At 66.1% G+C, this 7,750-nt stretch carries 7 protein-coding genes; 6 read left to right on the forward strand and 1 reads right to left on the reverse strand.

Features of this window, described 5'->3' with window-relative positions:
- A partial coding sequence (locus tag N878_RS28890; protein ID WP_021443189.1) for an NAD(P)/FAD-dependent oxidoreductase occupies positions 1 to 643 on the forward strand: 643 nt, incomplete at its 5' end.
- A 38-nt stretch (positions 644 to 681) separates the two neighbouring features.
- On the opposite strand, the gene N878_RS08220 is transcribed toward N878_RS28890, so the two are convergent.
- Entirely contained in the window at positions 682 to 2,175 is a 1,494-nt protein-coding gene (locus N878_RS08220; RefSeq protein ID WP_021443190.1) for an aldehyde dehydrogenase, read from the reverse strand.
- A 455-nt stretch (positions 2,176 to 2,630) separates the two neighbouring features.
- Between N878_RS08220 and peaA the strand changes: the two genes are divergently transcribed.
- The 5 genes from peaA to N878_RS08245 all read left to right on the forward strand — a co-directional run.
- Positions 2,631 to 4,148, forward strand: a complete 1,518-nt coding sequence (gene peaA / locus N878_RS08225) for a quinohemoprotein amine dehydrogenase subunit alpha (RefSeq protein ID WP_021443191.1) — start codon at positions 2,631 to 2,633, stop codon at positions 4,146 to 4,148.
- Positions 4,149 to 4,221: 73 nt separating this feature from the next.
- Positions 4,222 to 5,652 (forward strand): quinohemoprotein amine dehydrogenase maturation protein, encoded by a 1,431-nt coding sequence (gene peaB, locus N878_RS08230; RefSeq protein ID WP_021443192.1) that lies wholly within the window; start codon positions 4,222 to 4,224, stop codon positions 5,650 to 5,652.
- Between the two features lies 1 nt (position 5,653).
- Entirely contained in the window at positions 5,654 to 5,977 is a 324-nt protein-coding gene (gene qhpC / locus N878_RS08235; RefSeq protein ID WP_021443193.1) for a quinohemoprotein amine dehydrogenase subunit gamma, read from the forward strand.
- A gap of 29 nt (positions 5,978 to 6,006) precedes the next feature.
- Complete coding sequence (peaD, locus tag N878_RS08240) at positions 6,007 to 7,131, forward strand: quinohemoprotein amine dehydrogenase subunit beta (RefSeq protein WP_031302911.1); 1,125 nt, start codon at positions 6,007 to 6,009, stop codon at positions 7,129 to 7,131.
- Between the two features lie 147 nt (positions 7,132 to 7,278).
- Positions 7,279 to 7,750: AMP-binding protein (locus N878_RS08245; RefSeq protein WP_031302912.1), on the forward strand; the 472-nt coding region annotated here is incomplete at its 3' end.

Below are 7,750 nucleotides of genomic sequence, written 5' to 3' on the forward strand. Positions count from 1 at the left end.
GGTACGCGAGCTGTTTGGCGCCGCGGCGCTGCAACCGGCCGCCCTGCATGCGCGCAGCAGCACGGCGATCCTCTTCGACGAGGCCAGCGGCGCCAACTGGCTGCGCGTCGGCGACGCCGCCATGGCGGTGGACCCGCTGTCCGGCAACGGCATCTTCCAGTCGCTGTCCTCGGCGCTGCAGGCACCCGCGGTGATCAACACCCTGCTGCGCCACCCCGAGCGCGCGGCGTTGGCGCGACGCTTCCACCAGCAGCGGGTGGCGCAGCTGTTTCTGCGCTTCGCCCGCACCGGCCGCGACTTCTATGCCCTGGAACGGCGCTGGGCCGAGCAGCCGTTCTGGCAGGCGCGCAGCCGCTGGCCGGACGCCGAACCGATGCACGCACCGGCCGATGTTTCCCAGGTTCGGATCGTCAGCGCCCCGGTGCTGCGTGGCGACTCGATCGAGGAGGCCGAGGTGGTGGTCACCGCCGACCAGCCGCTGGGTATCTGGCATCTGCAGGGCGTCGAGTTGGCGCCAGTGGTGCGCGCGCTGCAGGCCGGTGAACTCGCGCAGGCCCTGGCGCGCTTGCAGCCGGAGCCGCGTCGGCTGGTGCAGCGCTGGTTGCTGGCTCAGGGCTACGGCCCTGCTGGGCGACCCGGATAGACTGCGCCACGTGCGATACATGGCGCGTCTGGAGAGGATCAGAGTTTGATCAGCACCGATTTGAGTTCGGTGAAGTGCTCGATGGCGGCGGCGCCCATCTCGCGGCCGACGCCGGAGAGCTTGTAGCCGCCGAAAGGCAGCGCCGGATCGAGGGCGCTGTGGCAGTTGACCCAGACCGAGCCGGACTTGATCCGCGGCACCATGCGGTGCACCGCCGAGAGGTCGTTGGACCAGATGCTGGCGCCGAGGCCGTAAGGGTTGTCGTTGGCCATGCGCACCACCTCGTCGATATCGTCGAAGGGCATGGCCACCAGCACCGGGCCGAAGATTTCTTCCTGCACCAGGCGATGCTGCTGGTCGACGTCGACTATCACCGTCGGTTTGACGAAGTAGCCGGGGCCGAAGCCTTCGCCGCCACAAGCGATGGTGGCGCCCAGCTCGCGGCCTAGCTGGATGTAGCCGGTGACGCGATCCTGCTGCTTGGCGGAGATCAGCGGGCCCATCTGCACGCTCGGGTCGAGGCCATTGCCCAGCTTCATGCCGTTGGCGATGCCGGCGATGTCGGCCACCACGTTGTCGAAGTGCTTGCGGTGCACGTACAGGCGCGAACCGGCGCAGCAGACCTGGCCCTGGTTGAAGAAGATCGCGGTGGCGGCACCGGCGGCGGCTTCGGCGAGGTTGGCGTCCGGCAGGACGATGGTCGGCGACTTGCCGCCCAGTTCCAGGGTCACCCGGGTCATGTTGTCCATGGCCGCCTTGCCGATCTGCTTGCCCACCTCGGTGGAGCCGGTGAAGGTCAGCTTGTCCACGCCCGGGTGGCGGGTGAGGGCGACGCCGGCATTCAGGCCGGTGCCGGTGACCAGGTTGAACACCCCGGCCGGGTAGCCGGCTTCCAGCACCAGCTCGGCCAGCTTCAGCGCGGTCAGCGGGGTTTCGTCGGCCGGCTTGAGCACCATGGTACAGCCGGTGGCCAGTGCCGGGCCGAGCTTCCAGCAGGCCAGCAGCAGCGGGAAGTTCCAGGCGACGATGGCGCCCACCACACCCACCGCCTCGCGGCGGATATAGCCGTGGAACTGGTCGTCGGGCATCAGCGGCATCGACACGTCGACCGTAGTGCCCTCGATCTTGGTGGCCCAGCCGGCCATGTAGCGCAGGAAGTCGATGGCCAGCTGCACGTCCATCACCTGGGCCACGGCGGCGCTCTTGCCGTTGTTCAGGCACTCCAGCTCGGCCAGCTCCCTGGCGTCGCGCTGCATCAGATCGGCCAGGCGCCACAGCAGGTTCTGCCGCTCGCGCGGGCGCATACGGCTCCACGGCGAGTCGTCGAAGGCCTGACGGGCGGCGCGTACGGCGCGATCGACATCCTCGGCCGCGGCGCTGGGCACTTCACCGAGCACCTCGCCGCTGGCCGGGTTACGGAAGGCCAGGCTGGCGCCGCTGGCGGCGTCCTGCCACTCGGCGCCGATCAGCATCTGCAGCTTGCGCGCAAGGAAGGCACGGGTCTGGGGGAGGGTGGGCAGGTCGGTGGACATGGGAAGGACCTCATTCATTGATGTTGTCCCGGCCCTTTCGCAACGCCCGTGCCAAGGCCGTTTTTGTCGATCAAGCCATTGATGTAGAAGGATTTATTCGCTCTTCTCGAACCAGGGAAAGGCGTTCCGCTGTTGCACTTTGAGACGGCCTGAGACGGCCCTGGCACAGTTGCCGGAGCTACGCTTGCAGGGTGGCGCGCGCTCGCGTCTCAGGCTGGAACAGTCTGTCGCGAAACAAGACAGCCAGGCGGGCCGCCAGCATTTTCCCAAGGCCGATATTTTTTAATTAATTCGTTGTTTTAAAAGGGTTTTATCTGCTGTGGCACACATTGTGTATTTGCCCTGGCAGCTGCGCCCGCCTTGCAACGGGATGCAAACCATAAGAACAACACCGTGGAGGTCTGACCTTGAAGACGACTCGACTCCGGCAGCACGCAGGCACCCTGGCCCTGGCCATGGCAGCCCTGACGTTCGGCCAGGCCCAGGCAGCAGAGAGCGGCGAAGCCCTGCTCAAGTCCAAGTGCATGGGGTGCCATATTCCCGAGGGCAACGACGCGCTCAGCCGCATCAGTCACCAGCGCAAGACCCCCGAGGGCTGGCTGATGAGCATCGCCCGCATGCAGGTGATGCATGGCCTGCAGATCGGCGACGATGACCGCCGCACCCTGGTCAAGTACCTGGCCGACAAGCAGGGCCTGGCCCCCAGCGAGACAGAAGGGGTGCGCTATGCCATGGAGCGCCGCCTGAACACCGTCGAGCAGTTCGACGAGCAGCTCGGCCAGATGTGCGGCCGCTGCCACTCCAGCGCCCGGGTCGCCCTGCAGCGCCGCCCGGCCAAGGAATGGGAGCACCTGGTGCATTTTCACCTCGGACAGTGGCCGTCCCTCGAATACCAGGCCCAGTCGCGCGACCGCGACTGGCTGGACCTCGCCCTCAAGCAGATGGTGCCGGACCTGGCCAAGCGCTTCCCGCTGGAGGACCAGGCCTGGACCGACTGGCAGAAGACCCGGCCCAAGGCCGACGTCCTGCCGGGGCAGTGGAGCTTCAGCGGCCACATGTTGGCCAAGGGCGATGTGCGCGGGGTGATGACGGTGACTGCCGATGCAGGCGATACCTTCAGGGTCGACGTGAAAGGCCAGTATGCCGACGGCAGCCCCTTCACCGGCAGCGGCTCGGCCATCCTCTACAACGGCTATGAGTGGCGCGGCAACGTGAAGGTCGGCGAGACCAACATGCGCCAGGTTTTCGCCGCCATCGACGGCGAGATGAAGGGCCGCATGTTCGAGGCCGAGCACGACGAGCGCGGCCTGGACTTCAGCGCCGTGAAGGAGGGCAATGCCCGTCTCCTCGCGGTACAGCCGGCCTTTATCAAGGCGGGCAGCGAAACCGAGCTGACCCTGGTGGGCAGCGGCCTGTCCGGCGCCCCCGAACTGGGCGCCGGGCTCGAGGTGGTCAAGGTGCTGGACAGCGCGCCGACCCAGTTGCGGGTGAAGGTGAAGGCCGCTGCCGATGCCGCGCCGGGTCTGCGCAGCGTGACGCTGGGCCAGCTCGCGGGTGTCGAGCTGGCCGTCTACAAGGACATCGCCGAGGTCAAGGTGGTGCCCGCGTTCTCCGTCGCCCGGGTCGGCGACAACGGCGGCTCCACGCCCAAGGTGCAGGGCCGCTTCGAGGCCGAGGCCTGGGGCAAGGGGGCCGACGGCAAGCCCTACCGCATCGGCTACCTGCCGGCGAAATGGTCGGTCGAGCCGTTCGACGAGCGGGCCGAGGAAGACGAGGACGTGAAGTTCGCCGGCCAGATGCAGAAAGATGGCGTATTCGTGCCCGGCGGCGCCGGCCCGAATCCCGAGCGCAAGATGATGACCAACAACGCCGGCAACCTGAAGGTGATCGCCGAGCTGGAGGAGGGCGGCCACAAGGGCCAAGGCCAGCTGATCGTCACCGTCCAGCGCTGGAACAACCCGCCGCTGCCCTGATGGGCAGGGCCCGGGCGGCGAATGGGCGCCGTCCGGATTCACGACGAATTGGGAAGAATTCCGGGAGGTCGCCATGGGCGCAATCTTGAATCTGGTCGAACGCAACCTGCACGAAGTGCGGGTCGATGCCGACCGCATGCTGTTCCATATCCCCAGCAGTTCGCTGTTCGCCACCGATGCGGTCACCGGCGGCATCATCGACGCGCTGCGCCAGCGGGGCTGCTCGTCCGAGGAGCTGGTGCAACGCCTGGGCGAGCGCTTCGCCGGCCAGGAGGTCGAGGAGACGCTGCGCGAGCTGATCGCGCTGGAAGTGGTCAGCGACGGCTCGCCGCTGACGCCGGAGATCGGCATCGCCAAGGTCGAGCGCACGGCACTGAACACCGTGGTGCTCAACGTCAACACCGGCTGCAATCTGAGCTGCACCTACTGTTACAAGGAGGATCTCGACAAGCCCTCGGCCGGCAAGAAGATGGGCGCGGAAACCGCCGAGGCTTCGGTGGAAATGCTGCTGCGCGAATCGCCCGACGAGCAGCGCTACAGCGTGGTGTTCTTCGGTGGCGAGCCGCTGTCCAACCGGCCGCTGATCGAGCACATGGTGGACTACTGCGAGCGGCGCTTCGCCGAGGCTGGCAAGCAGGTGGAGTTCATCATGACCACCAACGCCACGCTGCTCACCGAGGAGACCATCGACTACCTCAACAAGCATCGCTTCGGGCTGTCGATCAGCATCGACGGGCCGAAGACGGTGCACGACCGCAACCGCATCACCGTGGGCGGGCAGGGCACCTACGACGTGGTGCGGCGCAAGGTCGACCTGCTGCTGTCGCGCTATCGCAGCCGCCCGGTGGGCGCGCGGGTCACCCTGACCCGCGGCATCACCGACGTCGAGACCATCTGGAACCACCTGTTCAACGAACTGGGTTTCGCCGAGGTCGGCTTCGCCCCGGTCACCTCGGGCGATATGGCCGACTACAACCTCACCGCTGAGGAGCTGGTAGAGGTTTTCGCCAACATGAAGGCCCTTGGCCGGCGTTACCTGGAGGCGGCGCTGGAGCACCGCAACATCGGCTTCTCCAACCTGCACCAGCTGATCACCGACATCCATGAAGGCCACAAGAAGGCGCTGCCCTGCGGCGCCGGCCTGAAGATGCTGGCGGTGGACCACAAGGGCGAGCTGAACCTCTGCCACCGCTTCACCGGTTCCAGCCTGCCGACCTTCGGCAATGTGCACAGCGGGGTGAAGCAGGCCGAGCTCAACGATTTTCTCTCCCAACGCCTGGACCGCAGCGGCACCGGCTGCGACAGCTGCCGCATCCGCAACCTGTGCTCCGGCGGCTGCTACCACGAGAGCTACGCCCGCTACGGCGACCCCACTCACCCGACCTATCACTACTGCGAGCTGATGCGCGACTGGGTGGACTTCGGCATCGAAGTCTATAGCCGCATCATGGCCGCCAACCCGGCCTTCATCAGCAGCTACATCTCCCCGCGGAAGGCGCACTGACATGAAACATCTGAAGCCGCTCAACAACAAAGCGCAGCTGCTCGAACAAGCCGCAGCCGAGGATCGCATCGAGGACGTCATGGCCATGAGTGCGGTGGCCGGCTGCACCGCCACCACCGATCCCGGCTGGGAAGTGGACGCCTTCGGCGGCGTCGCTTCGCTGTGCCAGCCGATGGAAGCCGACCTCTACGGCTGCTCCGACCCTTGCTGGTGGCCGGCCCAGGTGCCCGACATGATGAGCACCTACCAGGACTGGAATGCCAACGCTCAGGACTCCGCGCAGGACTGGCGCAACCTGGGCACCGTATTCCCGAAAGACAAATGACCGGCGACCAGAACAAGAGGGAAAACCGTATGAAACTCAACGTCATCGCCAGCCTGGCGACCGCCGTCGCCGGCCTCGCCCTGGGCATCCCCGCTTGGTCCGCCGACACTGCCGGCCCGGCGCTGAAATCCGGTCATGAATACATGATCGCCACCAACTACCCGAACAACCTGCACGTGCTCGACCTGGCCACCGACAGCCTGTACAAGACCTGCCAGCTGCCCGACGCCTTCGGTCCCGGTACCGCCATGATGGCGCCGGACAACAAGACCGCGTTCCTTCTGAACAACCACTTCGGCGACCTCTACGGCGTGAACCTGGACGACTGCAAGACGGTGTTCCACGCCAAGCTGTCGCGCAATCCGGGGGAGAAGGTGCGCTCGATGTTCTCCTTCGCCCTGAGCCCGGACGGTAAGGAGCTCTACACCACGGTCAAACCGACGCAGATGATGAACGACCACTACGTGGTCAAGCCGCCGCGCCTGGAGGTGTTCCGCACCGGCGATGGCCTGGATGCCAAACCCGTACGCAGCTTTCCGATGCCGCGCCAGGTCTATCTGATGCGCGCTGCCGACGACGGCAGCCTGTTCGTCGCCGGGCCGGACATCTACAAGATGGACGTGCACAGCGGCAAGTACGAGGTGGCCGTGCCCCTGCGCAACTGGCAGCGGCCGCTCTACAGTGCACCGGACGTGCTGTACTTCTGGCCGCACCAGACCGCCTTGAACGACTTCTCGATGCTCTACACCACAGCGAAGTTTCAGGATGACAAGCAGGACCTGGCCACTGCCGACTACCGCTACGGCTACCTGAGCATCGACCTCAAGACCGGCAAGTCCGTCGTGCAGGACTTCGCCCCGCTCACCGAGCTGTACTTCACCGGGCTGCGCTCGCCGAAGGACCCGAACCAGATGTTCGGCGTGCTCAATCGCCTGGCCAAGTACGATATCAAGGAGCAGAAACTGATCAAGGCGGCCAACCTGGATCACTCCTACTACTGCATCGCCTTCAACACCCAAGGCAGCAAGCTGTACCTGGCCGGTACCTTCAACGACATTGCCGTCTACGACCCGGACAGCCTGGAGAAACTGGGCAATATCAAGCTGCCGGGCGGCGATATGTCGCTCACCACCACTCAGGTATTCACCCGCTGATACGGCTACCCCGCGCCGGGCGCGGGGTATTCGACCAACAGATGACTGGACAGCACCGGGGTCGGTGATCTAGGTTGCCGTTTGCGTAAACGGCAAATCCGGGCCCGGCCCAGGCGTCCCATAACAAGCACAAGATCGAGGGAACCCATGACTTCACCCAGCTATACCCGCGGCCCGCAGGACAAGCCCCTGCTGGCGATGACCATAGGCGCGGCGTTCGATGCGACCGTGGCGCGTTTCGCCGAGCGCGAGGCGCTGGTGGTGCGTCACCAGCAACTCCGTTACAGCTGGGCGCAGCTGGCCGAGCAGGTCGAGCGCTGCGCCCGCGCGCTGCTGGCCATCGGCATGCAGCCGGGCGAGCGCCTGGGCATCTGGGCGCCGAACTGCGCGCAGTGGTGCATCGCCCAGTTCGCCAGCGCCAAGGTCGGGGTGATCCTGGTCAACATCAACCCGGCCTATCGCCTGAACGAGCTGGAATATGCGCTCAAGCATTCCGGCTGCCGCTGGCTGATCTGCGCCGATGCGTTCAAGACCAGCGACTACCACGCCATGCTCGGCGAGCTGCTGCCGGAGCTGGCGGCCAGCGCCACCGGCGCGCTGCACAGCCGCATGCTGCCGG

This window comes from Pseudomonas sp. EGD-AK9, assembly GCF_000465935.2.
In the GTDB taxonomy this organism is placed as follows: Bacteria; Pseudomonadota; Gammaproteobacteria; order Pseudomonadales; family Pseudomonadaceae; genus Aquipseudomonas.

What these genes read in the sequence shown, in the direction of transcription:
- N878_RS08220 (WP_021443190.1), bottom strand. Translation starts at nt 2,175, where the DNA reads ATGTCCACCGACCTGCCCACCCTCCCCCAGACCCGTGCCTTCCTTGCG.
- peaA (WP_021443191.1), top strand. Translation starts at nt 2,631, where the DNA reads ATGGCAGCCCTGACGTTCGGCCAGGCCCAGGCAGCAGAGAGCGGCGAA.
- peaB (WP_021443192.1), top strand. Translation starts at nt 4,222, where the DNA reads ATGGGCGCAATCTTGAATCTGGTCGAACGCAACCTGCACGAAGTGCGG.
- qhpC (WP_021443193.1), top strand. Translation starts at nt 5,654, where the DNA reads ATGAAACATCTGAAGCCGCTCAACAACAAAGCGCAGCTGCTCGAACAA.
- peaD (WP_031302911.1), top strand. Translation starts at nt 6,007, where the DNA reads ATGAAACTCAACGTCATCGCCAGCCTGGCGACCGCCGTCGCCGGCCTC.